The organism is Kribbella sp. NPDC003557, assembly GCF_040610805.1.
Lineage (GTDB): Bacteria > Actinomycetota > Actinomycetes > Propionibacteriales > Kribbellaceae > Kribbella.
In genome coordinates, this window is record NZ_JBEXMY010000001.1 from 392,609 (window position 1) to 416,399 (window position 23,791).

General features: G+C 69.5%; 26 protein-coding genes. 12 read left to right on the forward strand and 14 right to left on the reverse strand.

Annotated features, from left to right (window positions below):
• Nucleotides 1-160: 160 nt before the first annotated feature.
• The 4 genes from ftsX to ABZW60_RS01920 all read right to left on the reverse strand — a co-directional run bounded on the left by ftsX (nt 161) and on the right by ABZW60_RS01920 (nt 2,589).
• Nucleotides 161-1,072 carry a permease-like cell division protein FtsX gene (gene ftsX, locus ABZW60_RS01905; protein WP_355473016.1) on the reverse strand — a complete coding sequence of 304 codons (912 nt, stop codon included), beginning with the start codon at nt 1,070-1,072 and terminating at the stop codon, nt 161-163.
• Nucleotides 1,073-1,098: 26 nt separating this feature from the next.
• Nucleotides 1,099-1,788 (reverse strand): cell division ATP-binding protein FtsE, encoded by a 690-nt coding sequence (ftsE, locus tag ABZW60_RS01910; protein ID WP_355473018.1) that lies wholly within the window; start codon nt 1,786-1,788, stop codon nt 1,099-1,101.
• Between the two features lie 260 nt (nt 1,789-2,048).
• Nucleotides 2,049-2,216 (reverse strand): hypothetical protein, encoded by a 168-nt coding sequence (locus ABZW60_RS01915; protein ID WP_355473020.1) that lies wholly within the window; start codon nt 2,214-2,216, stop codon nt 2,049-2,051.
• A complete protein-coding gene (locus tag ABZW60_RS01920) occupies nt 2,209-2,589 on the reverse strand; it encodes a hypothetical protein (protein WP_355473022.1) in 381 nt (126 codons plus the stop codon). Before ABZW60_RS01920 ends, ABZW60_RS01915 begins: the two co-directional genes overlap by 8 nt.
• A 101-nt stretch (nt 2,590-2,690) precedes the next feature.
• Between ABZW60_RS01920 and ABZW60_RS01925 the strand changes: the two genes are divergently transcribed.
• Nucleotides 2,691-3,740, forward strand: coding sequence for a PfkB family carbohydrate kinase (locus ABZW60_RS01925; RefSeq protein WP_355473024.1), 1,050 nt, complete (start codon nt 2,691-2,693; stop codon nt 3,738-3,740).
• On the opposite strand, the gene ABZW60_RS01930 is transcribed toward ABZW60_RS01925, so the two are convergent.
• Nucleotides 3,658-4,902, reverse strand: a complete 1,245-nt coding sequence (locus tag ABZW60_RS01930; protein ID WP_355473026.1) for an MFS transporter — start codon at nt 4,900-4,902, stop codon at nt 3,658-3,660. The two genes, ABZW60_RS01925 and ABZW60_RS01930, sit on opposite strands and share 83 nt — an antisense overlap.
• Before the next feature lie 200 nt (nt 4,903-5,102).
• Here ABZW60_RS01930 and ABZW60_RS01935 point away from each other — a divergent pair, with 200 nt between their 5' ends.
• The 3 genes from ABZW60_RS01935 to ABZW60_RS01945 are packed head-to-tail and all read left to right on the forward strand — an operon-like array spanning nt 5,103 to nt 7,637.
• Nucleotides 5,103-6,371: a sugar ABC transporter substrate-binding protein gene (locus tag ABZW60_RS01935; RefSeq protein ID WP_355473027.1), complete on the forward strand. Its 1,269-nt coding sequence runs from the start codon at nt 5,103-5,105 to the stop codon at nt 6,369-6,371.
• Nucleotides 6,371-6,781 (forward strand): cytidine deaminase, encoded by a 411-nt coding sequence (locus ABZW60_RS01940; protein ID WP_355473029.1) that lies wholly within the window; start codon nt 6,371-6,373, stop codon nt 6,779-6,781. The genes ABZW60_RS01935 and ABZW60_RS01940 overlap by 1 nt, the downstream gene beginning before the upstream one ends.
• A gap of 7 nt (nt 6,782-6,788) precedes the next feature.
• Complete coding sequence (locus ABZW60_RS01945; protein ID WP_355473031.1) at nt 6,789-7,637, forward strand: DUF1028 domain-containing protein; 849 nt, start codon at nt 6,789-6,791, stop codon at nt 7,635-7,637.
• On the opposite strand, the gene ABZW60_RS01950 is transcribed toward ABZW60_RS01945, so the two are convergent.
• The 5 genes from ABZW60_RS01950 to ABZW60_RS01970 form a co-directional block, all read right to left on the reverse strand.
• On the reverse strand, nt 7,621-8,613 hold the full coding sequence (locus ABZW60_RS01950) for a TIGR03842 family LLM class F420-dependent oxidoreductase (RefSeq protein ID WP_355473033.1): 993 nt from the start codon (nt 8,611-8,613) through the stop codon (nt 7,621-7,623). The genes ABZW60_RS01945 and ABZW60_RS01950 overlap by 17 nt on opposite strands.
• 10 nt (nt 8,614-8,623) lie before the next feature.
• Nucleotides 8,624-10,030: a dihydropyrimidinase gene (gene hydA, locus ABZW60_RS01955; protein WP_355473035.1), complete on the reverse strand. Its 1,407-nt coding sequence runs from the start codon at nt 10,028-10,030 to the stop codon at nt 8,624-8,626.
• A gap of 12 nt (nt 10,031-10,042) precedes the next feature.
• Nucleotides 10,043-10,885 (reverse strand): nitrilase-related carbon-nitrogen hydrolase, encoded by an 843-nt coding sequence (locus tag ABZW60_RS01960; RefSeq protein WP_355473036.1) that lies wholly within the window; start codon nt 10,883-10,885, stop codon nt 10,043-10,045.
• A gap of 77 nt (nt 10,886-10,962) precedes the next feature.
• A complete protein-coding gene (locus ABZW60_RS01965) occupies nt 10,963-11,637 on the reverse strand; it encodes a PhzF family phenazine biosynthesis protein (RefSeq protein ID WP_355473038.1) in 675 nt (224 codons plus the stop codon).
• A 1-nt stretch (nt 11,638) separates the two neighbouring features.
• Nucleotides 11,639-11,833 (reverse strand): hypothetical protein, encoded by a 195-nt coding sequence (locus ABZW60_RS01970; protein ID WP_355473040.1) that lies wholly within the window; start codon nt 11,831-11,833, stop codon nt 11,639-11,641.
• Nucleotides 11,834-11,917: 84 nt separating this feature from the next.
• On the opposite strand from ABZW60_RS01970, the gene ABZW60_RS01975 reads away from it, so the two are divergent.
• Nucleotides 11,918-12,349 (forward strand): SRPBCC family protein, encoded by a 432-nt coding sequence (locus ABZW60_RS01975; protein WP_355473041.1) that lies wholly within the window; start codon nt 11,918-11,920, stop codon nt 12,347-12,349.
• Nucleotides 12,324-12,866 carry a helix-turn-helix domain-containing protein gene (locus ABZW60_RS01980; protein WP_355473043.1) on the forward strand — a complete coding sequence of 181 codons (543 nt, stop codon included), beginning with the start codon at nt 12,324-12,326 and terminating at the stop codon, nt 12,864-12,866. Before ABZW60_RS01975 ends, ABZW60_RS01980 begins: the two co-directional genes overlap by 26 nt.
• Here the strand turns inward: ABZW60_RS01980 and ABZW60_RS01985 are convergent.
• Complete coding sequence (locus ABZW60_RS01985; protein ID WP_355473045.1) at nt 12,847-13,986, reverse strand: serpin family protein; 1,140 nt, start codon at nt 13,984-13,986, stop codon at nt 12,847-12,849. The two genes, ABZW60_RS01980 and ABZW60_RS01985, sit on opposite strands and share 20 nt — an antisense overlap.
• A 73-nt stretch (nt 13,987-14,059) precedes the next feature.
• On the opposite strand from ABZW60_RS01985, the gene ABZW60_RS01990 reads away from it, so the two are divergent.
• Together ABZW60_RS01990 and ABZW60_RS01995 are read left to right on the forward strand one after the other, a co-directional pair.
• Nucleotides 14,060-15,112, forward strand: coding sequence for a permease (locus ABZW60_RS01990; protein WP_355473047.1), 1,053 nt, complete (start codon nt 14,060-14,062; stop codon nt 15,110-15,112).
• Nucleotides 15,109-15,789 carry a TIGR03943 family protein gene (locus tag ABZW60_RS01995; RefSeq protein WP_355473049.1) on the forward strand — a complete coding sequence of 227 codons (681 nt, stop codon included), beginning with the start codon at nt 15,109-15,111 and terminating at the stop codon, nt 15,787-15,789. Before ABZW60_RS01990 ends, ABZW60_RS01995 begins: the two co-directional genes overlap by 4 nt.
• Here the strand turns inward: ABZW60_RS01995 and ABZW60_RS02000 are convergent.
• Nucleotides 15,780-16,826, reverse strand: coding sequence for a serpin family protein (locus tag ABZW60_RS02000; RefSeq protein ID WP_355473051.1), 1,047 nt, complete (start codon nt 16,824-16,826; stop codon nt 15,780-15,782). The two genes, ABZW60_RS01995 and ABZW60_RS02000, sit on opposite strands and share 10 nt — an antisense overlap.
• Nucleotides 16,827-16,859: 33 nt before the next feature.
• On the opposite strand from ABZW60_RS02000, the gene ABZW60_RS02005 reads away from it, so the two are divergent.
• Entirely contained in the window at nt 16,860-17,498 is a 639-nt protein-coding gene (locus ABZW60_RS02005) for a flavin reductase family protein (RefSeq protein ID WP_355473053.1), read from the forward strand.
• Here the strand turns inward: ABZW60_RS02005 and ABZW60_RS02010 are convergent.
• Nucleotides 17,445-18,359 (reverse strand): EamA family transporter, encoded by a 915-nt coding sequence (locus ABZW60_RS02010; protein ID WP_355473055.1) that lies wholly within the window; start codon nt 18,357-18,359, stop codon nt 17,445-17,447. The genes ABZW60_RS02005 and ABZW60_RS02010 overlap by 54 nt on opposite strands.
• 73 nt (nt 18,360-18,432) lie before the next feature.
• On the opposite strand from ABZW60_RS02010, the gene ABZW60_RS02015 reads away from it, so the two are divergent.
• Nucleotides 18,433-19,341 carry a LysR family transcriptional regulator gene (locus ABZW60_RS02015; RefSeq protein ID WP_355473057.1) on the forward strand — a complete coding sequence of 303 codons (909 nt, stop codon included), beginning with the start codon at nt 18,433-18,435 and terminating at the stop codon, nt 19,339-19,341.
• Nucleotides 19,342-19,459: 118 nt separating this feature from the next.
• A complete protein-coding gene (locus tag ABZW60_RS02020; protein WP_355473059.1) occupies nt 19,460-21,337 on the forward strand; it encodes a cellulase family glycosylhydrolase in 1,878 nt (625 codons plus the stop codon).
• 60 nt (nt 21,338-21,397) lie between these two features.
• On the opposite strand, the gene ABZW60_RS02025 is transcribed toward ABZW60_RS02020, so the two are convergent.
• Nucleotides 21,398-22,249 carry a helix-turn-helix transcriptional regulator gene (locus tag ABZW60_RS02025; RefSeq protein ID WP_355473061.1) on the reverse strand — a complete coding sequence of 284 codons (852 nt, stop codon included), beginning with the start codon at nt 22,247-22,249 and terminating at the stop codon, nt 21,398-21,400.
• 101 nt (nt 22,250-22,350) lie between these two features.
• Here ABZW60_RS02025 and ABZW60_RS02030 point away from each other — a divergent pair, with 101 nt between their 5' ends.
• Nucleotides 22,351-23,790, forward strand: a complete 1,440-nt coding sequence (locus tag ABZW60_RS02030; RefSeq protein ID WP_355473063.1) for an MFS transporter — start codon at nt 22,351-22,353, stop codon at nt 23,788-23,790.
• The last annotated feature ends 1 nt before the right edge of the window (nt 23,791 follow it).

The following is a 23,791-nucleotide window of genomic DNA, read 5'->3' on the forward strand; positions in this document are numbered from 1 at the left end:
CGGAGGTGCCGGTGCTGTCGTCTCGCTTGATGCTCCCCCGCTCAGGCGGGTTCGCACCGGGGAAGTGCGGGACCACAGGTCGACCCCTTGCTCTGGATGAAGTTGTGCGGTACAGGAGTTACTCGTGTGACTCCTGATACTGCACGATAGGTCACCCGGGTCAGACTTTGAGGTATTTCCGCGTTGTCAGGAATGTCGGGATCACGGCGAGGATCACGCCGACCAGCACCATGTAGAGCATGGCGCGGAAGGTCTCGGTGGTGCCGACCCACTGCCAGACGCGGAAGGTCTCCTGCGCCCGCTGCATGACGATCAGGTACACCCCGAGCCACAGCGTGCCGCAGGCAAGCACCGCCCCGACGAGGGCCGCCAGCACCGCTTCCAGCAGGAACGGTAGCTGGATATAGAAGTTCGACGCGCCCACCAGGCGCATGATGCCGATCTCCCGTCTCCGGGCGTACGCCGCCAGCCGGATCGTGTTGAAGATCTGCATCAGGGCCGCGGCGAGCAACAGGCCGGCCGCGAAGATCGCGCCGATCTGCAGGCCGTTGAGGGCCTTGAACAACGGATCGAGGTACTGGCGGAGGTCCTGGACGGTGTCGACGCCAGGCAGGCCGGCGACGGCGCTGACCAGGTTCTGGTAGCGCTGTGGATCCTTCAGCTTGACCCGGAAGGACTCCTGCATCTGGTCCTCGGTGACCGTACTGACGATCGGCGAGTCCTTGTACAGCTTCTTGAAGGACTCGAAGGCTTCCTTCTTCGACTCCGAGAACACGCCGTCGGGCGCGGTGTCCGGGTTCGTCTGGATGACCTGCTGGATCCGGTTCTTCTGCTCCTGGGTCACCTCGGCGCCGGAGCAGCCGCGGCCGCCGGAGTCCTTGGTGCACAGGAACACCGAGATCTGGATCTTGTCGTACCAGTTGCCCTTCATCAGGCTGACCTGCGAGTTCGCCAGCAGCGCGCTGCCGAACAGCGCCAGCGAGACCCAGATCGTGACGACCACCGCGATCGTCATCGAGAGGTTCCGCTTCAGGCCGATGCCGAGGTCGGAGAGGATGTAGTTGAGGCGCATCTTCAGTCAGTCCCTGTGCTCGGCGATCAGTGCTGGTAGCCGTAGACGCCGCGCGACTCGTCGCGGACGACGTGGCCGTTCTGCAACTCGATCACGCGCTTGCGCATCTGGTCGACGATCGACACGTCGTGGGTGGCCATCACGACCGTCGTACCGGTCCGGTTGATCCGGTCCAGCAGCTTCATGATGCCGACCGACGTGCCCGGGTCGAGGTTTCCGGTGGGCTCGTCGGCGATCAGGATCATCGGCCGGTTCACGAACGCGCGGGCGATCGCGACCCGCTGCTGCTCACCGCCGGACAGCTCGTCCGGGAGCCGGTCCTCCTTGCCGTCCAGACCGACCAGCTCGAGCACCTCGGGCACCGTCTTGCGGATGTGCGAGCGCGGCTTGCCGATCACCTGCAGCGCGAACGCCACGTTCTCGGCGACGGTCTTGTTCGGCAGCAGCCGGAAATCCTGGAACACGGTGCCGATCTGGCGGCGCATCTGCGGGATCCGCCAGCTCGCGAGCCGGTTCAGGTCCTTGCCGGCCACCATGATGTGACCCTTGGTCGTCCGCTGCTCGCGCAGCACCAGACGAAGGAACGTCGACTTGCCGGACCCGGAGGTACCGACCAGGAAGACGAACTCGCCTTTCTCGATATCGACGTTGACGTTCAGCAGAGCGGCCCTGGACTGGCCCTCGTACGTCTTGGACACATTCTCGAAGCGGATCACGGGTTCATCCGGCCGTGGTCGGGAACAGGGAGCGACGCGACGGTAACCACGAAGTGCACCGTACGCCACCGGAGCGGCCGGCGATCAGTCTAGGCGCTCCACGGCGTGCCGCCGACCAGACCTGCCGGTCCGTACACCCCCGTCCGATACCCGGTCCGTTTGAAACAGGTGTACGACGCGGCGAGTCGCCCGCCGCCCTGACCTTTCCTGCTTGAGCGTATCCGTTCCGGCGATTCAGCGTGTGGGGTTGTCCACAGGCGTCACGCCGGAGCCGCCGCCGGGGCGCCGTTGCCGTTGTCGGGGCGGGCATCGGCGATCCGGGCCACACCGGCGTCGGGTTTGCGGCCGGCGCGGCGGGCGGCCTCGACGTGCAACCGGGCCAGCTCGACGGCCTGGCGGGAGACCTTCACGGTCCTCTTCTCAGCCATGGTCACTGTCTCCCTCGACGACCTCGATATCCGCGTCCGCGATATCAGCGTACGCGGCCGGGCCGACGCGGTCGATCGCAACGGCGGCGGTCAGCGCGGCGACCAGGTCGTAGTCCTCCGGCTGTAACAGCTCCGACCTCATCAGCGAACGCAGCGTCACCACGCCGGCATCCGTGCCGGCGTCCTCCCCCTCGAGGATCTGCTCGACCGCCCACCGGACCATCCGCATCGTCTCCTCACGATGCCGCCAGGTGTCGAGCTCGCGGTCGGACTTACGCGTCAGGTACGACCCGAGCAGCACACCGCCGAGAGCGAGCAGCGGACTCAGCACCGTCATCACGACCCCGACAACCGAGATCCAGGTAGGGATCACGGACACCCTCCCAATTCCGTGGTCTTGACCGGTCGATGATGCTACGAAAGAAGCATTCCACCCACCGCCGACAAAACAGGATGACAGGGAGCAGTGCCACCGTGACGGACGAGCAGGACCGCTACGACGTGTTCGTGCAGGGGACCGTGTTCCTCGACATCGTGATGACCGGCCTGGAGACCGCGCCCACCACCGGGACCGAGATCTTCGCCGAGGGGATGGGGTCGTGCCCGGGCGGCGTCGCCAACTTCGCGATCGCGGCCGCCCGGCTGGGCCTGCGGACCGGGCTCGCCTCGGTGTTCGGTGACGACGCGTACGCCGACTTCTGCTGGCGGACGCTCGCCGACCAGGAGGGTGTGGACCTGTCGCACTCGCGGCGGATCGGGCACTGGCACTCCCCGGTGACGGTGTCGATGTCGATCGACCGGGACCGGGCGATGGTCACGCACGCACACGAGGCGCCGGGCGACCCGAGCAAACTGGTCGGTCCCGGGCTGAAGACCCGGTCGGCGATCGTCCCGGTGGCCGACGAGTTGCCCGGGTGGACGGTCGAGGCCCGGGAGTCCGGCGCGCTGCTGTTCGGCGATGTCGGGTGGGACCCGACCGACGAGTGGTCGCCGGCGGTTCTCGACGTGCTGGAAGGGTTCTACTCCTTCACGCCGAACGCGGGCGAGGCGATGGCCTACACCCGGACCGACACCCCGAAGGCCGCGCTGCACAAGCTGGCCGACCGGGTGCCGCTCGCGGTGGTGACCAACGGCGCGGACGGCGTGCTCGCGATCGACTCCGAGACCGGCGAGGAGGAGCAGGTGCCGGCGCTGCCGGTCCGCTCGTACGACCCGACCGGCGCCGGCGACGTCTTCCTCGCCTCCCTCGTCCTGGGCACCCTCCGGGGCTGGCCGCTCGCCCACCGGCTCGCGTTCGGCAACCTGTGCGCGGGCCTCTCGGTCCAGCACTTCGGCGGCTCACTCGCCGCGCCCGGCTGGGGCGACATCATCGACTGGGTCCGCGACCACAGCCGCCACCGCCCCGGCGACGTCGACCCGGACGTCTTGCAGCACTACGCCTTCATCGGCGACGTCCTCCCGGCCGGCCCGGTCCCAATCGTCCGCCGCGCCTCAGCCACGATCGCCCGCCTGTCGGACGCCTGAGCACTGCCAGCGCGACCAGAGCCAGGAAGGTCCCGCCGGCCAGGAAACCCCAGGTCGGTGTGGACCGGTCGACGACCAGGCCGGCGAGGGCCGCGCCGGCTGCGGAGCCGAGGTTGTTGGTGGTGTTGATCCAGGTGCTTGCCTCGGTGCGCTGGTGCGGGGGCGTGACCTCGTCCGCGGCCAGGTACGCGACGACGAACATCGGTGCCACCGCGACTCCCGCGATCCCCAGCACCACCCCGAGAACGAGCAGGCCGGGCGCGAACGCCGCGACGACCAGTCCGGCGGCGAGTACGGCGATCAGCCCGGCGAGCTGGGTCGTCCACGGACCGGTGTGCGTACGGCGTGCCCAGAGCAGCCCACCCGCAACGCTGCCCAGCGCGATCGCCGCCTCGACGTACCCGGCCGAACCGGGATGGCCGGCCCGCTGTGCAACCCCGGCGACGCAGACGTAGGCCATGCTGAGCCCGCACGCTGCGCCCATGACGACGACCAGTACCCGGCGCAGCCCCCGGATCGCCAACGGGCCGAGTCGCGCCGCCGCGCCGGCAACAGCGACCGGAGCCGCAGTTCGCGTGGTGACCGGGCTTGTCACCATCGCCAGGGTGCCGACGAGCATCAGGGCAGCCGAGCCACACAGAGCCGCCGGTGCGGACACGATGCTCATCAGCGTGCCGGCGATCAGCGGCCCGGCAAGAAACAGGCATTCCTCGGAGACCGCGTCCAACGCGTAAGCGCGTTCCTTGAGCGCTGAGCCGTCGGTGAGCAGGCGCCAGTTCGACCGCATCGACGGTCCCAGCGGCGGCGCGAGCAGGCCGGTCGCGCCGACGAACAGCAATACGGCGGGGGCCGACGTACCGACCGTGGCCACGACCACCAACCCCGCCGAAGCGCCTACAGCGAGGAGCGGAAGAACGCGGCGCTGGCTGAAACGGTCGACGAGGCGCGCCTTGAACGGCATCGACAACGAGGCCGCGCCGAAGACGGCGACCGCGACGCCGGCTGTGGCGAACGAGCCGGTCGACGACTGGACGGTGAAGAGCAAGGACAACGGGAGCAGCCCGTACGACAGCCGGCCGAGCAGCGCGGGCACGAACGTGCGCAGCGCCGACGGCAACAGCAGGACAGCACGGTAGCTCCCGGCACGAGTGGTGCCGGACACGAGAACGCTCCTAGAGATTCACAACGGAAATGGGCTCCGACCACGCCAGGCGTGGGAGCCGTCTCTAGTCACGGGCGTAAGACATGGCGGAAGCATACCGTTCTCGACGGCTGGAAATCACGCCGTTCTGGGCCCGCGCGGTCGTAGGGTCGGTGGGTGGTGCGCGGGCTGTGGGACCGCGCCGGACGGAGGTACGTGAGATGACGATCAGTCGGCGGCAGGTCCTCGGGTTCGGGGCCGGCCTGGCCGCGATGGCGGTGGCGGGATGCGGATCGAACTCCGGGCGGCCGTCGTCCGGTGGGTCGGACGGGGCGAAACCGACGCTCCAGCAGTGGTACCACCAGTACGGCGAGGCCGGCACGCAGCAGGCCGTGGAGCGGTACGCGAAGGCCTACCCGGACGCGACCGTGAGCATCCAGTGGTCGCCGGGCGACTACGACAAGAAGGCGTCGACCGCGCTGCTGACCGACCAGGGCCCGGACGTGTTCGAGTACGGGAACGGGCCGACGATCGACATGATCAAGGCCAACCAGGTGGTCGAGCTCACCGACGTCCTCGGCGACGCGAAGGACGACTTCAACCCGGCGCTGGTCGAGCGGATGACGTACCAGGGCAAGCTGTACGGCGTTCCGCAGGTCGTCGACATGCAGCTGCTCGTGTATCGCAAGAGCCTGCTGAGCGCGGCCGGTGTCCAGCCGCCGCAGACCGTCGACGAACTGCTCGAGGCGTCGAAGAAGCTCACCAACGACAAGGTCAAGGGCCTGTTCGTCGGCAACGACGGCGGTGTCGGCATCCTCGGCGGGCCGGCGCTGTGGTCGGCCGGGCTCGACTACTTGACCGCGGACAACCAGTTCGGGTTCGACGACCCCGCGGCCGTCGAGTCGCTGCGCAAGCTGCGCGAGTTCTGGACCGCGAAGGTGCTGTTGCTCGGGGCCCCGACCGACTGGTCCGACCCGTCCGCGTTCACCCAGGGCCTGACCGCGATGCAGTTCACCGGGCTGTGGACGCTGCCCGCGATCGAGAAGGCGCTGCCGGGCGACTACGGCGTCCTTCCCTGGCCGAAGCTCAACGCCACCACCGGCAAGCCGAGCGTCCCGGTCGGCGCGTACGGGTCGTGCGTGAACGCGAAGTCGAAGAACGTCGACGCCGCGAAGAAGTACGTGAAGTGGCTGTGGGTCGACCAGACCGACGACCAGCTCGACTTCGCGCAGTCGTACGGCTTCCACATCCCGGCCCGCAAGAGCCTGGTCGAGAAGGCCGAGAAGCTGAAGTCCGGCCCGGCCGCCGACGCCGCCAAGCTGGCGACCGAGAACGGCCACGCGCAGACCCCGATCCTGTGGTCGCCGAAATCCGGTACCGCGTACACCGACGCGCTGAACCGGATCATCCGCAGCGGCGCCGACCCGGCCGCCGAGATCAAGAAGGTCAGGACGGTCGTCGACGCCGAGCTGAAGCGGATCGCCGGCTGATGGACCTGCGCCCGCTGACCGACGACGACCGCGCGCTGATCGAGCTGGCCCGCCGGACGGTCGATGCCAACACCGACGGGCCTGACGGGGTGTACACCATGGGCGCCGCGGTCCGCGGTGTGGACGGCCGGATGTACGCCGGTATCAACCTGTACCACTTCACCGGCGGCCCGTGCGCCGAGCTGGTCGCGCTCGGCCGGGCCCGCGCCGAAGGTGCCCGCGAGCTCACCACGATCGTGGCCGTCGGCAACGAAGGGCGCGGCGTCGTCGGCCCGTGCGGCCGCGACCGCCAGGTCCTGGTCGACTACCACCCGACGATCCGCGTGATCCTGCCGACGCCGGACGGTCCCGCCTCGGTCCTGGTCACCGACCTGTTGCCGGGCGCGTACCGCTGGACCCCGAACCCGTAGGAGTGCGATGACGTTCTCGATCGTGGCGTTCGACCCGGGCACCCGCTCCTGGGGGATCGCGGTCGCCTCGAAGTTCCTGGCGGTCGGCGCCGTGGTGCCCTGGGGACGGGCCGGCGCCGGCGCGGTCGCCACCCAGGCCACGGCCAACCTCTCGTACGGCCCGGACGGCCTCGATCTGCTGGCCGGCGGCGCGACCGCCGGCGAGGTGGCGGCCCAGCTGACAGGCGCCGACGACGAGCGCGACCACCGCCAGGTCGGCCTGGTCGACGCCGCGGGCCGTGGCGCCAGCTTCACAGGCCCGTCCTGCCTGGACTGGGCGGGCGGCGAGGCAGGCGACGGGTACGCGGTCCAGGGCAACATCCTGGCCGGTCCGCAGGTGGTGGCGGCCATGGTCGAGGCCTGGCACGGGCACGCCGACGAACCGTTCGAGCGACGACTGGTCGCGGTCCTGGCAGCCGGCGACCTGGCCGGCGGGGATCGCCGCGGGCGCCAGAGCGCGGCGCTGCGCGTGTGGCGTGCGGGAGCGGCGTACGGCGGAGTGCTGGACACGGCTATCGACCTGCGCGCCGACGATCATGCAGCGCCCGTCGACGAGCTGCGCCGCCTGCTCGACCTCCACGAGTTGTACTTCGGCAAGCCGGACCCGGCGACCCTGCTGCCGCTGGAAGGCCCGCTGGCCACCGAGGTGGCCGACGGCCTCGAAACGCTCGGCTACCCCACCGCCGGCGGAGCCGACCTGGCCGAGGCGCTCGGCACCTGGGCCGGCACCGAGAACTTCGAGGAGCGGCTGGTCGACGGCAAGCTCGACCCCGTGGTCCTGGAGCAGCTCCGCCGCCAGGTCAAACGGCCGGAATGATGTCCTTCCCGTACGACGCCAGGGTCTCCTCCTTGGCGTCGTGCTGGAGGTACAACGCGAACTGGTCGACGCCGAGCTCCTTCAGCTCGGCGAGCCGGGCCAGGTGGTTCTCGACCGGGCCGAGGATGCAGAACCGGTCCACGACCTCGTCCGGCACGAAGTCGGTGTGGGTGTTCCCGGCCCGCCCGTGCTCGGCGTAGTCGTACCCCTTGCGGCCCTCGATGTAGTCGGTCAGCGCCCGCGGCACGGCGCCGGACGCCCCGTAGCGCGCGACGATGTCCGCGACGTGGTTCCCGACCATCCCGCCGAACCAGCGGGTCTGCTCGCGCTGGTGCGCCAGGTCGTCCCCGACGTACGCCGGGGCGGCGACGCAGAACTTGATCGCCAGCGGGTCGCGGCCCGCCTGCTCCGCGGAACGCCGTACCGCCGCGATCATCCAGGCCGCGATGTCCGGGTCGGCCAGCTGCAGGATGTACCCGTCGCCGACCTCGCCGGTCGCCTTCAGCGCCCGTGGCCCGTACGCCGCCACCCACACGTCGAGTGCGCCGTTGTCGACCCAGGCGAACTTCAGCTGCTGCCCGCGATACTCGACGGTCTCGCCGCGGGTCAGCGAGCGCACGATCTCGACGCACTGCTTCAGCTCGTCGATCGTCCCCGGCTGCGCGCCGAGCGTCCGCAACGCCGAGTCGCCGCGCCCGATCCCGCAGATCGTCCGGTTGCCGAACATCTCGTTCAGCGTGGCGAACTGGGACGCGATCACCGTCCAGTCCCGCGTCCCCGGATTCGTCACCATCGGCCCGACCACCACCCGTTGCGTGCTGGCCAGGATCTGGCTGTAGATCACGAACGGCTCCTGCCAGAGCAGGTGCGAGTCGAACGTCCACACGTACCCGAAGCCGGCGTCCTCGGCCTTGCGGGCCAGCTCCACGACCGTGGACGCGGGCGGATCACACTGGAACACCACACCGAAGTCCACGTTCTCCCCCTTACATCAGGTAAGACGACAGACCGCGCTTCAGGAACTTCCCCCGGCCCTTCCGGCCATGGTAGTTGCCGTCAGCCACGATCACCTCTCCGCGCGAGATCACGGTGCCCACCCGGCCCTTGATCTCGACCCCTTCGTACGCCGAGTGGTCCATGTTCATGTGGTGCGTCTCGACCCCGATCCGGGTCGTGCCGTTCGGGTCGTAGACCACCAGGTCCGCGTCCGAGCCGGGCTGCACGATCCCCTTGCGCGGATACAGGCCGAACATCCGGGCCGGCGTGGTCGCGATCGTCTCCACCCAGCGCTCCAGCGACAGCTTCCCGTCCACCACACCCTGGAAGACCAGGTCGACGCGGTGCTCGACGCCGCCGATCCCGTTCGGGATCTTGGAGAAGTCGCCGAGGCCGAGCTCCTTCTGGTCCTTCATGCAGAACGGGCAGTGGTCGGTCGACACGATCGCGAGGTCGTTGTTCCGCAGGCCCTTCCACAAGTCGCGCTGGTGCGGCTCGTGCTTGCTGCGCAGCGGTGTCGAGCAGACCCACTTCGCGCCCTCGAACCCGGGCGCGCCGAGCTGGTCCTCCAGCGTCAGGTAGAGGTACTGCGGGCAGGTCTCGGCGAACACGTTGCGGCCGTTGTCCCGCGCCGCCGCGACGTGCTCCAGCGCCTGGCTGGCCGACAGATGCACGATGTAGAGCGGGCAGTCCTGGGCGACCTCGGCCAGCGCGATGGCCCGGTTGGTCGCCTCCGCCTCGAGCGCCGCGGGGCGGGTGATGCCGTGGTAGATCGGGTCGGTCTCGCCCCGCTGGAGCGCCTGCTGGACCAGCACGTCGATCGCGATGCCGTTCTCCGCGTGCATCATGATCATCGCGCCGTTCTCCCGCGCGGTCTGCATCGCCCGGAGGATCTGCCCGTCGTCGGAGTAGAAGACGCCCGGGTAGGCCATGAACAGCTTGAAACTCGTGATGCCCTCGTCGGTGACGAGCTGGTCCATCGCCTTCAGCGCGTCGGCGTCGACGCCGCCGAGGATCATGTGGAACGCGTAGTCGACATGGCACTCGCCGTCGGCCTTCGCGTGCCACGCGGCGAGCCCGTCCTGCACGACCTCGCCGGTCCGCTGCACGGCGAAGTCGATGATCGTCGTGGTCCCGCCGTACGCCGCCGCGCGGGTGCCGGTGTCGAACGTGTCGCTGGCCGCCGTCCCGCCGAACGGCAGCTCCATATGCGTGTGCGCGTCGATCCCGCCCGGGATCACGTACTTGCCGGAGGCATCGAGCACCTCGTCGACCGCGATCGTCGGGCTGAACGACGGATCCAGCACCGCGACGATCTTCTCGCCCTCGACCAGCACGTCGGCGACCCGGGTCCCGGTCGGTCCGACGACGGTTCCACCTTTGACGAGCAGCGACATTCGCGGTCCCCTCTATGGTTTCGTCAGGTCTCCGTACGCGTCGGGGCGGCGGTCGCGGTAGAACTGCCAGCGGTCGCGGACGGTGTCCAGCAGGCTCAGGTCCAGGTCGCGGACGATCAGTTCCGGATCGTGGTCGTGCCCGACGTCGCCGACGAACTTCCCCTCCGGGTCGACGAAGTACGACGTGCCGTAGAAGTCGTTGTCGCCGAACTCGGACTCGATCCCGACCCGGTTGATCGCGCCGATGTAGTACTCGTTGGCGACCGCGGAGGCCGGCTGCTCGAGCTTCCACAGGTACGCCGACAGGCCGCGGCTGGTCGCCGACGGGTTGAACACGATCTTCGCGCCGGCCAGCCCGAGCGCCCGCCAGCCCTCGGGGAAGTGCCGGTCGTAGCAGATGTAGACGCCGATCCGCCCGACCGCGGTGTCGAAGATCGGGTACCCGAGGTTGCCCGGCCGGAAGTAGAACTTCTCCCAGAAGCCCTTCACCTGCGGGATGTGGTTCTTCCGGTACTTGCCCAGATAGGTGCCGTCGGCATCGATGACCGCGGCCGTGTTGTACAGCACGCCCGGCTGCTCCTGCTCGTACACCGGCAGCACCATCACCATGCCGAACTCTTTGGCGAGAGCCCCGAACCGCTCGGTGGTCGGCCCCGGCACCGACTCGGCGTACTCGTAGTACTCGGCGTCCTGTTTCTGGCAGAAGTACGGCCCGTAGAACAACTCCTGGAAACAAATCACCTTCGCACCCGCCGCGGCCGCCTGCCGCGCGTAGTCCTCGTGCGCCTTGATCATGGACTCCTTGTCACCCGTCCACGACGTCTGAACAAGCGCAGCCCTGACAACCTCCGCCACAAGAACCTCCCCAAGTAGCTGAGCCCCCATGCTCCATCCGCCCCGGCCCACCCGTCAACGGATGCCGGGAACCGCGATCAGATCCTGATGGTGCGCGGAGCTTCGGGGAGGACGTGGCCGCCGACTGTGGCGTGGGTGGGTGGGTGCCAGGTGGTGTGGAGGTGGGAGCCGGTGCCTTGGACGACCAGGAGGTCTCGGGTGAGGTGGGCGGTCAGTTGGGTGACCGCGGAGCCGGTGGCCTCGTCTTCTTCGACGTTCATGGCGGGGGCGAAGGCTCGGGCGCGGATGATGCCGGCGGGCTCGTCCTGCCAGGACCAGAGGAAGGTGTGGCCGGCGGTGTACGTCGCGGGGTCGGCGGCCAGGACGTCGGCGGGGGTTGCCAGCTCGTGCCAGTCCCAGGTGCTGCCCCAGGTGGTGTCGGCTCGGACGGCGTAGAGGTCGCCGGAGCGGGTGACGGGGATGGCGCCGGCGGGGACGTGGAGCGTGTCGACCGGGTGGCCGTGGGTGTGCAGCCAGGCGGCGGCGCCGACGGTGGGGTGGCCGGCGAAGGACATCTCGCCGGTGGCGGAGTAGATACGGAGCGTGCCGGTGGCGGCGTCGTCGACGTACACGGTCTCGCTGTAGCCGAGCTCGGCGGCGACCCGTTGGCGGTCGCCGGGACCGACCAAGCGGCCGTCGACGATGCCGAGGGGGTTGCCGAACCGGCCGTCGGGGTCGGTGAAGACCCGGACGACCTCGACGGGGAGGAACAAGTCAGAGGACGGCGATCGCCGCGATGATCGCGATCAGCAGCACCGCGCCGCCGACGATCGCCAGCATCCGGCCGTTCACCTTGGGTTCGGCGGCGGCCTCGGTCTGGCCCTCGTTGACGAAGGCGCGGAACATCTGCGTGTTCGCGCCCGGGTCCTGCTCGTTCTCCACGTTCTGCGGGACGTTCTGGTCAGCCATGGCCCCAGACCCTACCTGCCGTGCGTGCCGGGACCGCAGACCGCCCGCCGAAGCCTCACACAGACCTGATGTACCATTTGGTACATGCGCTTCGATCACTCCAGCACGATCCAGGCCCCGGCCGACCGGGTCTGGCAGGTTTTCAGCGACGTCGAGCGGTGGCCCGACTGGACCCCGACCGTCGATTCCGTCGAGCGGCTGGACGCGGGCCGGATCCACGTCGGCGCCCGCACCCGGATCCGCCAGCCCAAGCTCCCGGTCGCGGTCTGGGAGGTGACGGAGCTGAAGGAGGGTGAGTACTTCGAGTGGGTCTCGAAGGCTCCCGGCATCAAGACCACCGGCGGCCACCGCGTCGTCAGTACGCCGGAGGGCACCGTCGCGACCGCGACGATCGTCCAGGAGGGCCCGCTCGGCTGGCTGTTCGGCCGCCTCTACGCCAAGCTCACCAGGGACTACATCGCCACCGAGACCGCCAAGCTGAAGGAAGTCAGTGAGTCGAGCAACCCTGCTGGATGACGCGATCGGGCACTTTGCGAAGAACGGGATCGGCGACGCGAGCCTGCGCAGTATCGCGACCTCGATCGGCACCAGTCACCGGATGCTGATCTACCACTTCGGCTCCCGCGAGGGCCTGCTCGCCGAGGTGGTGCGGACGGTCGAGCAGCAGCAGCGGGACCTGCTGGCCACGCTGTCGGACCTCCCGATCGCCGAGCAGGCGGAGGAGTTCTGGCGCCGCGTCACCGAGGCCGCGCTCGTCTACGGCCCGTTGTTCTTCGAGCTCAGCGCCCACGCGATGCAGGACCTGCCGCACACCGAACCCCTCAAGGCCGACCTGATCAACGTCTGGCTGCCGCCGCTGATCGAGCTCTGCGTCCGCGCCGGCATCCCGCCGGACCAGGCCCCGGCGTACGCGCGTCTCGGCCTGGCCGCCTCGCGTGGCCTGCTGTTCGACCTGCTGCTGACCGGTGACCGCGCGGGCGTCGACGAGGCGTCCGCGCTGCTCAACCGGCTGTTCACTCTCCCGGTTCGGTAGGCCGCTCGACCCGGCCCGCCACGATCGGCAACCGCGAGTCCCGCAGGACGGCGACGAACGCGAACGGCCGGTCCAGCGTGACCTCCAGCCGGCGCTCCTGCGACGTGATCATCGCGGCCCGCGTCATCGCCATCGCGGTCACCGCCGCGGCCTCGAACCCGGTCGCGAAGAACCGCGCGAGCACCTTCTGCTTCGCCTGCCCGAGCTGCAGCGGCGTCGGGCTGAGCGCGCTGAAATGCCCGTGCGCGCCGGGATCCGATGCGATCGCGGTCAACCCGAACAGCCCGGCGAATTCCAGCAGGTCGTGCTCGACCTCGATGTTGAACGACGGCAACGACACCTTTACGTCCGGCCGTCCCGCCGTCGTCCGCCCGATCGTCAACCCGGGCCCGGGCCGATCCTCGTCGATCAGCCGGCTTCCCGGTACGCCGTCGCCCGGCCGGGCCGCCGCCTCGAGCAGAGCGGGCAGCGCGTCGTCCCCGATCCCCAGCAGTACGTCGACGTCGGCGTCGCCGCGCACCGTGATCACGGTCAGCTCGCCGTACCGCCGGACCGAGTCGAGGTCGGTGTCCGAGCGCTCGAGCCAATGCCACGAACCGGCCCAGGGACCGTTGGCGATCCGGCGGATCTGCTCGGTGAACGGACGGTCCCAGGTGGTCCGCAACAGCAGTGCTGACGCCAGCACGAGCATCAGATCGGAATCGACCTCGAGCGGCATCTCGCGGATCAGGTCGTCGGTGTGTTCCGCGGCCCAGGCGTCGAGTTTCGCCTTGTCGACCGCGGGGTTGCCGGTCAGCAGACCGACGAGCGGCGCGGGCAGCACGCTGTCGAACGTCTCGGCCAGCTTGAGGTTCTCGCTGACCCACACGCCGAGCGCGGCGTTCAGGTCGGCGGAGTTCTCGATGGTCTCGACCAGCCGGATCGCGTTGGTCGCCGCGGTCGCCGGGTCCACTCCTGCCGCGGCGGCGAGCTCGCTGCGGCCCGGCTCGTCGGCGCCGGTCGCGAGCAGTGCCAGCAACGGCCAGAGGCCGAGCCCGGCCACCACCGTGTTCTCGGCCGGCAGCGTGCGGGCCCAGCGGGTGGTGAGGTCGTTGACTGCGCGCACCACGTCGGCATCCATACCCCCACACTGCCACACGCCCGACAATGACGGTGATTTTCATTTCCAAGGGATTTCTGCCAGCATTCCGCCCATGGCAACGGCCGAGCAGCAGGAGACCCACGAGGAGGCACCGGAGGAGGCACAGCAGGAGGCGGCACAGCAGGAGGCCCAGTCGGCCAAGGAGCCGTCCGGGTCGTCGATCGTGTTCACCGCGACGCTGGTGCTGCTGGTCGGGCTCGCGCTGTTCGGGCGGCGGCTGTTCAACGCGTGGTTCACCGGCGACGGGATCCGCACGTGGGCGACGATGTTCGTCGGCGTGACCGTGCAGGCGCTGCCGTTCCTGGTGCTCGGCGTGCTGCTCTCGGCCGCTCTCACCGCGTTCGTCCCCGCATCGTTCTTCGCTCGAGCGCTCCCGAAACGTCCCGCACTCGCCGTGCCGGTGGCGAGCGTGTCCGGGGTCGTGCTCCCGGGCTGTGAGTGCGCGTCGGTACCGGTGTCGGCCGCGTTGATGAACCGCGGCGTCACGCCGGCCGCGGCCATCGCGTTCCTGTTGTCGGCGCCGGCGATCAACCCGGTCGTGCTGGCGTCCACCGCGGTCGCGTTCCCCGGGCAGCCGAAGGTCGTGGTCGCCCGCGCGGTGACCTCGCTCGCGGTCTCGATGATCCTGGGCTGGTTGTGGTTGCTGACCGGCAAGGGCGGTTCGTGGCTGAAGATGCCGAAGAACCGGCACGCGCACGACGACGGCAAGTTCGAGGTGTTCCGGTCGGCGATGCTGCACGACTTCCTGCACGCCGGCGGGTTCCTGGTGATCGGCGCGGCGGCCGCGGCCACGCTCAACGTCGTCGTACCGCGCGCCTGGCTCGACCACGTCGCCGGCAACCTGCTGCTGTCGGTGCTGATCCTCGGGCTGCTCGCCGTCCTGCTGGCGATCTGTTCCGAGGCGGACGCGTTCGTCGCGGCGAGCCTGACCCAGTTCTCGCTCACCGCGCGGCTCGCGTTCATGGTCGTCGGCCCCATCGTCGACGTGAAGCTGGTCGCGCTGCAGTCCGGCACGTTCGGCCCGAAGTTCGCGGCCCGCTTCGCCCCGGCCACCTTCGTCGTCGCCCTCCTTGCCAGCCTGCTCGTCGGATGGTGGTTACTGTGAAGCGCAACGTCGCCGGTCTGGTGATTGTGTTCGTGGGGGCCGCGATGGTGCAGCTCGCGACCTCGGGGACGTACTTGCGGTACGTGAAGCCGGGGATGCGCTGGATGTTGTTCGCGGCCGGGCTGATCCTGATCGCGCTGGCGATCACCGACGTACTGGTGCGGACGCGTGCGGCGCACGGCCACGGGCTGCCGCGGGCGGCCTGGTTGTTGCTGGTGCCGGTGTTCGCGCTGCTCGTCGTCGATCCGCCCGCACTCGGCGCGGACGCTGCGCAACGGCAGTCGCCGGTCGCCGCGAAACCGGTCGCCCCGCAGGGCAACGCGTACTGGGACGGCGACCAGTCGCACGGCCCCAAGCCGATCGCGGTGCGCGACTACGCGGTCTGGGCGGTGTGGGAGAAGGAGACGATGAAGGGCCGGTCGTTCCAGCTGACCGGTTTTGTCACGCCGGCGAAGAACGGCGTCTGGTACGTGACCCGCATCGGCCTCACCTGCTGCGTCGCCGACGGTACGGCGTTCATGGTGGAGGCCCGCGGCCATGCCGCGCCGCCGAAGAACCAATGGGTGACCGTGACCGGCGAGTGGGCGGAGCCGACCCGCCGGGTCGACGGCGATGTCGCGGCGCTCACCATCAAGACGGTCAAGCCGGTCACCGCGCCGGCCAATCCCTACGAGTAGTTCACCCAGCCCGCGACCGCCGGCACACCCGTCGGCCGATGCACGGCGATGAACCCGAACGGCCGCTCGAGATTCACATACAGCGCCTTCGCACCGAACGCCGCAGAGCCGGCAGCCATCGGCATCGCCGTGACAGCGGCCGCCTCGAACCCGGTCGCCGAGAACCGCGCCAGCACGGCCTGCCGAGCCTCTCCGATAGCCAACGGCTGCGGGCTCAACCCCGGAAAGTGTCCTTGATTCGCATCGGACGCCGCGCTCAACCCGAACACCGCCGCATGCTCCAGCAGATCGTGCTCCGCCTCGATCTCGAAGTACGGCATCGACAGTACGACGACCGGCTGCACGGACTCGATCACCTCGACACCAGGCACCGGCTGCTCCGCCGCCAGCACCTCGGCCCCGCTCCGCCCGTCCCCGTAGAGCTCCAGCGCCGCGGTCAGCACCGCCGCCCGTCCGCCGTCCCCGATGACGAGCCGTACGTCGAACTCCCCGACTCCACGCACCGTCACCACGGTCAACGGACCCGTCGCCGTGTCGTACACCTGAAGGCTGTCCAGGTCCGCATCCGCCCGGCTCAACCAGCGCCGATCATTCCGCGGGTACTCCTCGAACGGCAGCGCCCACTCCGTCTTCAGCACCAGCGCCGACGCGAGCACCAGCAACACGTCAGGCGTGAGCTGGACCGGCATCCGGCGCAGCAACCCGTCCGTCCGCTCGACCACCCAGGCGTCCAGCGCGGCACGATCGGTCAGCGTGCCGCGGACCTCGGGCGGCAGGAAGCGATCCACGCCCGGCTGCAGCTCGATCTCCGGACGTGTCCACAGCCCCAGCGCCATCCGCAACTCGGACGATTGCAGCAAACCGCCGTACCGGCCGCCGGCGGCCTCGACGAGTTCGGTATAGGCAGGCTCGTCCGCGACCTCGGCCAGCATCGCGAGCAACGGCTGGACACCGAGGCCGGAGATCACCGTGCTGTCCTCGCCGGGCAGCTCGGCGATCCATCGTGCGGTCAGGCGAGCGACTTGGGATGCGTCCACTCACACATCCTGGCGCATTTCCGTTTCATCTCCATGAAGCGCACAGTCGAGCCCAAGGTCCTGTACTTCGGTACGCCGGTCGTCCTGATCAGCTCCGCCAACCCCGACGGCAGCACGAACCTCGCCCCGATGTCGTCCGCCTGGTGGCTCGGCTACACCGCGATGCTCGGGATGGGGGCGAGCGCACAGACCGTGAAGAACCTGACCGAGCGGCCGGAGCTGGTGCTGAACCTGGTCGACCCCGAGATGGTCGCGGCGCTCGACCGGATCGCGCTGCTGACCGGGTCCGCGGAGATGTCCGACGCGAAGCGGGCCCGCGGGTACCGGTACGAACCCGACAAGTTCGCGGCCGGCGGGCTGAGCCGGGAGCCGAGCGAGCTGTCCGGCCTCGATTCCGTCCAGGAGAGCCCGATCAACCTGGAGGGCCGGATCGAGTCGATCACCGGGATCGGCGGGCCGGACTCACGTCTGTGCGCGCTGGAGATGAAGGTCGAGCGGGTCCGGGTGCGCGAGGACCTGCTGATGAGCAACGAGCGCTACATCGACCCGCTGCGCTGGGACCCGCTGATCATGAAGTTCACCGAGTACTTCGCGGGCGGCGCACCGGCGTACCCCTCCTCACTTGCTCGGGGCTGGCAGATGCCGCCGATGGTCGTCGGCTCGAACGGCTGAGCGCGTCGCAGGCCGTCGGACGAGCGTGCAGGCCATACCGCCGATGACCAGCACCGCGGCGATCGCCTGCTGCGGTCCGACGGCCTCACCGCGCAGGGCCCACGCCGCGGACATGCCGACGACGGGCACGAGCAGCGAGAACGGCGCGACGGTGCTGGCGTCGTACTGCCGGAGCAGGTAGCCCCAGACGCCGAAGCCGAACAGGGTGGCCGCGAAGGCGAGGTACGCGATCGCGCCGATCCCGCTGAGGTCGATGGTGCGGAGCGCCTCGACGTCGGCGCGCGGCCCTTCCGTGAGCAGCGAGAGGATGCCTAGCGGTACGACGGCGACGGCGCTGACCCACACCATGAAGCGCAGCATGTCCGGCGGCTTGGCGTACCGGGTGATCAGGTTCGACACGCTCCAGGACGCCGCCGCGACGATCACCACGACGAGTGCGCCGAGCGGTGCGGACAACTGGCGGTCCAGCACGATCAGCACGATCCCGACGCAGGCGATCCCGATGCCGAGGACGTGCGTCGGCCGCGGGCGTTCCCGCAGGACGACGATCGCGACCAGGACCGTGAAGATCACCTGGCTCTGCAGCACGAGCGACGCCAGGCCGGCCGGGACGCCGTGGTCCATCGCGATGAACAGCAGCCCGAACTTCGCCACCCCGAGCGCGAGTCCGACGCCCACGACGTACTTCCAGGCGACCCGTGGCCCGCCGAGCACGAAGATCGCGGGGACGGCGGCGAAGAAGAACCGCAGCGCCGACAGCAGCAGCGGCGGCATACCTTCCAGGCCGACCTCGATCACCACGAAATTGATGCCCCAGACAACGACGGCGGCGAGGGCGAGGAGCAGGTCACGAGGGGTCATGCCGTCCAGTCTCAGCCGGAGTACACTTAAGGACCAGCACCGATTACTACCGCTATCGATGTAGGAGTGCTACATGATCGATCTCGGCCGGCTGCGCGCGTTGCACGCGGTCGCGCAGTACGGGTCGGTCAACCGCGCGGCGGAAGTGCTCGGCTACACGCCGTCGGCGGTGTCGCAGCAGCTGGCGAAGCTGGAGCGGGAGACCAGGACGACGCTGATCGAGCGTCAGGGCCGCGGGATCGTGCTGACCGACGCGGCCCGCCAACTGGCGGCGACGGCGGCGCGGATCCTCGAGCTGGTCGAGGACGCCGAGCTGACCCTGGAGGAGCAACGCGGCCAGGCCATCGGGACGCTCGGCATCGCGGCCTTCCCGACCGCGGCCCGCGGGCTGCTGCCGCCGGCCCTGGCTCGACTCGTCGACGACCATCCGCAGCTGGATGTCCGCGTGCTCGAGACGGATCCGTTCGAGGCCGTGGCGGCGGTCAACCGCGGCGAGATCGACATCGCGATCGTCCACGACTGGCACAACACGCCGCTCGCTCTGCCCGACGGGCTGTCGCGGGTGAAGCTCGGCACGGATCCCGCCGACGTCCTGGTGCCGGCGACGCATCGCCTGGCGGGCAAGGAGTTCGTCCGCGCGGAGGACCTCGTCGGCGAGCGCTGGATCTGTCAGCCCGTCGGATCGATCTGCTACGAGTGGCTGATCCGGACGATGCGCCGCGCGGGCGTGGAGCCGGAGGTCGCGTACTCGGTCGCGGAGTACCAGACCCAGCTGGCCATGCTCGACCGCGGCCTCGGCATCGGTCTGCTTCCCCGCCTCGGCCGCGGCCCGGTCCCCGCCGGCGTGGTCGCCGTGCCGTTGCAGCCCGCCCCGAGCCGCCGCCTGTACGCCGTCTGGCGCACGACGACCTCGCGTCGCCCGGCGATCACCGTCACGCTCGCGACACTGAAAGCCGCCTGGCCGGACCGCGACACCGCCTGATCGATTCTGATCACATTGCGCGACCGGTTGACAGCGTTCCGCGTCGGCCGCTACGTTCACGTGAACTATTAGGAAACCTTCCTAATGATCCTCCCCGACGCCCCCTCGGAGGACGTTCATGATCCACTCCCTGCTGGCCGGCGCGCTGCTGGCCGCTTCGACCCTCCTGCCAGTTTCCGCCCAGGCCGACGACACCCCGGTCGGCCGCAACGGTCAGCTGCACGTCTGCGGCACCAAGCTCTGCAACGAGCGCAACGAACCCGTCCAGCTGCGCGGCATGAGCACGCACGGCCTGCAGTGGTACGCCAACTGCCTCAAGACGGCCTCGCTGGACGCCCTGGCGAACGACTGGAACGCCGACATCCTGCGTATCTCGATGTACGTGCAGGAAGGCGGCTACGAGACCGACCCGGCGAAGTACACCAACCTGGTGAACAACCTGATCGAAGAGGCGACGAAGCGTGGTCTGTACGCGCTGGTCGACTGGCACCAGCTCGACCCCGGCGACCCGAACGAGAACCTCGACCTGGCGAAGCGGTTCTTCAGCGAGATCGCCGAGCGGCACAAGGACAAGAACAACATCATCTACGACATCGCCAACGAGCCGAACGGCGTCAGCTGGGCCGGCATCAAGTCGTACGCCGAGCAGATGGTGCCGGTGATCCGGGCCAAGGACCCGGACGGCGTGATCTTCGTCGGCACCCACGGCTGGGCGTCGCTCGGGGTCTCCGACGGCGGCAGCGAGGCCGACGTCATCGGCAACCCGGTGAACGCGTCGAACCTGATGTACACGTTCCACTTCTACGCCGCCTCGCACCAGCAGGAGTACTTCGACGCCCTGTCCCGCGCCGCGGACCGGATCCCGCTGTTCATCACGGAGTTCGGCACCCAGACCTACACCGGTGACGGCGGCAACGACTTCACCTGGTCGCAGAAGTACCTGGACTTCCTGGAGAGCAAGCAGATCGGCTGGACGAACTGGAACTTCTCCGACGACTTCCGCTCCGGCGCGGTCTTCACGGAAGGCACCTGCGACGGCGACGACTTCACCGGTACGGCGATGCTCAAGCCGGCCGGCGTCTGGATCCGCGACCACATCCGTAACCGCACCGCTTCCGCCGCGACCACCGACGTCAGCACCTCCGCGGAGCTGACGGCCGCGCTCGCCGACGCCGCGCCGGGCGACACGATCAAGCTCGCCGACGGCACCTACAGCGGCAATTTCAAGACCACCGTCGACGGCACGTCCTCGGCGCCGATCACGCTGACCGGCTCCGCGAACGCCGTACTGAAGGCCGGCGGCGGCTACGGCCTGCACCTGAACGGCGCGTCGTACTGGACCGTGCGCGGCATCACCGTGACCGGCGGCCAGAAGGGCATCATGATCGACAACGCCACCCGGGTCACGATCGACGGCGTCACCGTGCACGGGCTGGACATGGAGGGCGTGCATTTCCGCAACAGCAGCACGTACGGCGTGATCAAGAACTCGCGCATCTACGACACCGGCAACGACGGCCGCGGGATGGGCGAAGGCGTGTACGTCGGGAGCGCGGGCGGCACGTCGGACAAGTCCGACCGCGTGCAGATCCTCGGCAACACGATCGGCCCGGACGTCGGCGGTGAGGCGGTCGACCTCAAGGAGGGCACGACCGGCGGCCTGGTGTCCGGCAACAGCTTCGACGGCCGCGGCCTCACCGGCGCGAACTACGACGACAGCTGGATCGATGTCAAGGGCAACAACTACGTCATCGAGAACAACACCGGCAAGAACACCACGAACAACGGCTACGAGACCCACACCCAGCAGTCCGGATGGGGCTGCGGGACGGTGTTCCGCGGCAACAAGTCCGACCTCACCGGCGCCACCGGCAGCGGCCGGTACGCCTTCAACATCACCAACTACAACGCGAGCAGTTGCAAGGTCACCATCGACCGCACCAACACGATGACCGGCGGCAAGGCCCTGACCAACCCAGGCATCCCGGTCACCTGACAAATCTCCCCGGCCGCCCTGCCCGGCGGCCGGGGCCCCGGGCCCGGCTGGCCCGCCCCGTCAGCCGGGCCGCACGCCGACGATCGTGCGGAGTTTGGTCTCGGTTTCGTCGTCGCGGGCGGTGTAGACGGTGGCGCGGAGGGGGCCGAGTTGGGACAGCCAGAGGTTGATCGGCTCGATGTGCAGGATGCCGAAGCCGTCGATCTCGAGCATCTTCGTGCGGGTGCTCGGCGCCGCCACGTCGTAGCGTTCCCAGAGTTCGGCGAAGTACGGCGAGCTGTTCAGCAGGCCGTGGATCAGTTCCTGCCAGAGGGCGTCGCCGAGGTGGTCGGCGGATGCGGCGCGGAAGGCGGCGACCATGTGGTGCTTGGTCGTCTCCGCGTCGACGAAACTGCACTTCCACTCGTCGGACACGAAGTTCAGCCACAGCATGTTCCGCTCGTCGACCGGCACCTGGTCGAGGTCGAGGACCACCCGGCAGTACGCCTTGTTGAACGCGAGGATGTCGTACCGCTCGTTCAGCACCACCGCCGGGTACGGCGAGACGGCGTCCAGCGTCTTCTGCGCCGACGGGGGCAGCGCGGAGCACACACCCTGCGCCGGCCCGAACCGCAGCCCGGCCAGCCGGAACAGGTGACTGCGCTCCTGCCGGTCGAACCGCAGGGCCGTCGCGATCGCGTCCAGGACCTGCGCGGACACGTTGATGTCGCGGCCCTGCTCGAGCCACGTGTACCAGGTGACGCCGACCCCGGCGAGCAGCGCGACCTCCTCACGCCGCAGCCCCGGCGTCCGGCGCCGGCCGCCCGGCGCGAAGCCGACCTCGTCCGGCCGGATGCGCTCGCGCCTGCTGCGCAGGAACACCCCGAGCTCGCGGCGCTGGGCCGTTGCCGTTGTGTCGGAGGTGACTGTCATGCTTCCATCATGGACACGGGCCCAGCCGGGTGCCAGGTGCTGCGAGTAATAGGATAACCAGACTCTCACTACCAGTCTCGACGCGCCGTCAGGCTGGACGCATGACAGACCAGCTCCAAGCCACGACAGTCCCGGTCGCCGCCCGGTCACGGGCCGCGACAGGGCTGGGACCGGTGGCCCTCACCAGCCTGCTCTTCGGCTCGCTCCTGCCGATGCTCTCGTTCTTCATGGTCAACGTCTCGCTGCCCGCGATCGCGACGGACCTGCACGCGAACGCCGGCCAGCTCCAGCTCGTCGTCGGCTGCTACGGCATCGCGGTGGCCACGCTGCTCGTCGTCGGTGGCCGTCTCGGCGACAGCTTCGGACGCCGGCGCCTGTTCCTGATCGGCCTCACCGGATTCACCGTGTCGGCGCTGATCTGCGCGGTCGCGCCGACCATCGGCGTACTGCTGGCGGCCCGCATCGTGCAGGGCGTGTCCGGCGCCGCGATCACCCCGCAGGTCCTGGCGTCGATCACCAGCCTGCTCACCGGCGAGCGCCGATCTCGCGGCATGGCCATGTTCGGGGTCGCGAACGGCATCGGCGCCGCCCTCGGCCAGATCCTGGGCGGCGTCCTGATCGAGGCGAACCTGTTCGGGCTCGGCTGGCGCGCGGTGTTCCTCGTCTTCGTCCCGGTCGGCATCGTCGCGATCGCCACGGCGCTCCGGGTGCTTCCGGAGAGCAAGGCGGAGCAGGCGCACCGCGTCGACCTCGTCGGGGCCGCGCTGCTCGCACTGACGCTCGTACTGCTGCTCTTGCCGCTCACCGAAGGCAGGCCGCTCGGCTGGCCGCTGTGGACCTGGCTCAGCCTGGCCGCGGTGATTCCGGCGACAGCGCTGCTCGGCCTCCACCAGCACCGCGCCGAGCGGTCAGGCCACGCCCCGCTGATCCCGCCGACGGTTCTGCGCCTGCGCGCGATGCGAATCGGCCTGCTGCTGGCGGTCGGGTTCTTCAGCACGTTCGGCGGCTTCATGTTCTGTTTCGCGCTCGCGACGCAGGGCGAGGCGCACATGACTCCGCTGGAGGGCGGGCTCAGCCTGCTGCCGCTGGCGGTCGGCTTCCTGATCACCTCGGTCTACGCGCCACGTCTGCAGCAGCGGTACGGCGCTGGGCTCATCCTGCGCGGCTGGATCATCCAGGCGGTCGGCTACGCCCTGCTAGGCGTCGTCGCGCTCACCCTCTGGCCGCACGTCACCCCGATCACCATCGGCGCCCCGCTCCTGGTCGGCGGTATCGGCGCAGGCCTCGTCATGGTGCCTCTGATCGGCGTAGTGGTCGGCCAGGTCCCGCCGGCGCAAGCAGGCCTGGGCTCCGGCATCCTCCTGACCAGCCAGCAGACCTGCCTGGCACTAGGCGCAGCCACCGTCGGTACGGCGTACCTGTCCCTGGCCGGCACCTCCTGGGGCCAGGGCGGCGCACTGGCCGCGGTAGCCATCGGAATCGCAGCAATCTCGTTGCTGATGACCCCGGTCACCCACCAACTGCGGTCCGAGCGCCGCTGAC

Bases quoted from the DNA above. Each gene is read 5' to 3' on its own strand.
- ABZW60_RS01915 (WP_355473020.1), bottom strand. From the start codon at position 2,216: ATGGCTGAGAAGAGGACCGTGAAGGTCTCCCGCCAGGCCGTCGAGCTG.
- ABZW60_RS01985 (WP_355473045.1), bottom strand. From the start codon at position 13,986: ATGGATGCCGACGTGGTGCGCGCAGTCAACGACCTCACCACCCGCTGG.
- ABZW60_RS02025 (WP_355473061.1), bottom strand. From the start codon at position 22,249: ATGACAGTCACCTCCGACACAACGGCAACGGCCCAGCGCCGCGAGCTC.
- ABZW60_RS01940 (WP_355473029.1), top strand. From the start codon at position 6,371: ATGGACCTGCGCCCGCTGACCGACGACGACCGCGCGCTGATCGAGCTG.
- ABZW60_RS01935 (WP_355473027.1), top strand. From the start codon at position 5,103: ATGACGATCAGTCGGCGGCAGGTCCTCGGGTTCGGGGCCGGCCTGGCC.
- ABZW60_RS01975 (WP_355473041.1), top strand. From the start codon at position 11,918: ATGCGCTTCGATCACTCCAGCACGATCCAGGCCCCGGCCGACCGGGTC.
- ABZW60_RS02020 (WP_355473059.1), top strand. From the start codon at position 19,460: ATGATCCACTCCCTGCTGGCCGGCGCGCTGCTGGCCGCTTCGACCCTC.
- ftsX (WP_355473016.1), bottom strand. From the start codon at position 1,072: ATGCGCCTCAACTACATCCTCTCCGACCTCGGCATCGGCCTGAAGCGG.
- ABZW60_RS02010 (WP_355473055.1), bottom strand. From the start codon at position 18,359: ATGACCCCTCGTGACCTGCTCCTCGCCCTCGCCGCCGTCGTTGTCTGG.
- ABZW60_RS02005 (WP_355473053.1), top strand. From the start codon at position 16,860: ATGAAGCGCACAGTCGAGCCCAAGGTCCTGTACTTCGGTACGCCGGTC.
- ABZW60_RS01990 (WP_355473047.1), top strand. From the start codon at position 14,060: ATGGCAACGGCCGAGCAGCAGGAGACCCACGAGGAGGCACCGGAGGAG.
- ABZW60_RS01970 (WP_355473040.1), bottom strand. From the start codon at position 11,833: ATGGCTGACCAGAACGTCCCGCAGAACGTGGAGAACGAGCAGGACCCG.
- ABZW60_RS02015 (WP_355473057.1), top strand. From the start codon at position 18,433: ATGATCGATCTCGGCCGGCTGCGCGCGTTGCACGCGGTCGCGCAGTAC.
- ABZW60_RS01945 (WP_355473031.1), top strand. From the start codon at position 6,789: ATGACGTTCTCGATCGTGGCGTTCGACCCGGGCACCCGCTCCTGGGGG.
- hydA (WP_355473035.1), bottom strand. From the start codon at position 10,030: ATGTCGCTGCTCGTCAAAGGTGGAACCGTCGTCGGACCGACCGGGACC.
- ABZW60_RS02030 (WP_355473063.1), top strand. From the start codon at position 22,351: ATGACAGACCAGCTCCAAGCCACGACAGTCCCGGTCGCCGCCCGGTCA.